The sequence below is a fragment of the Aeromonas sp. HMWF015 genome, assembly GCF_963878965.1.
In the GTDB taxonomy this organism is placed as follows: Bacteria; Pseudomonadota; Gammaproteobacteria; order Enterobacterales; family Aeromonadaceae; genus Aeromonas; species Aeromonas veronii.
The window spans coordinates 1-1,133 of record NZ_CAWNZT010000308.1 but is presented as its reverse complement, the minus strand read 5'-3'; the positions used below and the strand labels follow the sequence as shown (position 1 = coordinate 1,133).

Below are 1,133 nucleotides of genomic sequence, written 5' to 3'. Positions count from 1 at the left end.
GGCCTGCGTTTCGCTATCCGTGAAGGTGGCCGTACCGTAGGTGCCGGTGTTGTAGCCAGCGTAATCGCTTAATCTTTGGCTTACATAAATAAAGCAAAGCCCCTATAATAGGGGCTTTCTTGTGTAGGGGCGTAGTTCGAATTGGTAGAACAGCGGTCTCCAAAACCGATGGTTGCGGGTTCGAGTCATGCCGCCCCTGCCATATACCTCGTCTCGTACGGGGCTTTTGTGTCTTTGGTTACGTCAGATACAGGTGGGTTGTATGAGTGTTAGTTCTGAGAGCCAGGGCGGAAGCAAGGATACCCTGCTTTGGGGCCTGGTTTTCATTATCCTGGCGGCCGCTGTAGTAGGTAATTACCTGCTCAACGATGTTGTCGCTGCCGTCCGCGCCCTGGGTGTGGTCGTTGTCATTGCTGCTGCTGGTGCAGTAGCCCTGCAAACCACCAAGGGAAAGGCAACACTGGCATTCGCCCGTGAGTCTCGCCTGGAAGTCCGCAAGGTCGTATGGCCGACCCGTCAGGAAGCCATTCAGACAACCCTGATTGTGCTGGCGGTGACCGCCGTGATGGGGCTGCTGCTGTTCGTTCTGGACGGTGCCTTGGTCTGGTTGGTCAACCTGATTACCGGTGTGTAAGGATAAGCCATGACTGAACAACGTGAACAACGTATGAGATGGTATGTCGTGCAGGCTTTTTCCGGCTATGAAGGCCGTGTAGCCAAGTCCCTGCGTGAACATATCAAGATGCATGGCATGGAAGACATGTTCGGTGAAGTACTGGTCCCGACCGAAGAAGTGGTCGAGATGCGTGCTGGCCAGAAGCGCAAGAGTGAGCGCAAGTTTTTCCCGGGTTATGTCCTGGTCCAGATGATCATGGATGAAACCACATGGCACCTGGTGCGTAACGTACCGCGTGTAATGGGTTTCATCGGCGGTACTTCCGACCGTCCGGCACCGATCTCCGACAAAGAGGCCGATGCCATCCTGAACCGTCTGCAGGATGCCCACGACAAGCCGCGTCCGAAAACCCTGTTTGAACCGGGTGAAATGGTGCGGGTTGCCGATGGTCCGTTTGCCGACTTCAACGGTACCGTTGAAGAGGTCGATTATGAGAAGAGCCGCGTGAAGGTCTCTG

Annotated in this window: 3 protein-coding genes and 1 tRNA gene; all 4 read left to right on the top strand. The window is 55.1% G+C overall.

From position 1 onward, the window contains the following. Positions 1-72, top strand: a 72-nt coding sequence (locus tag AACS18_RS15700) for an EF-Tu C-terminal domain-related protein (protein ID WP_219927954.1), incomplete at its 5' end; no start/stop codon positions are given. 53 nt (positions 73-125) lie between these two features. After that, positions 126-202, top strand: a tRNA-Trp gene (locus AACS18_RS15695). Between the two features lie 60 nt (positions 203-262). Then, positions 263-634, top strand: a complete 372-nt coding sequence (gene secE, locus AACS18_RS15690; protein WP_005306322.1) for a preprotein translocase subunit SecE — start codon at positions 263-265, stop codon at positions 632-634. 9 nt (positions 635-643) lie between these two features. Beyond that, positions 644-1,133 (top strand): transcription termination/antitermination protein NusG (nusG, locus tag AACS18_RS15685; protein WP_108612658.1); only part of this gene is annotated, 490 nt, incomplete at its 3' end.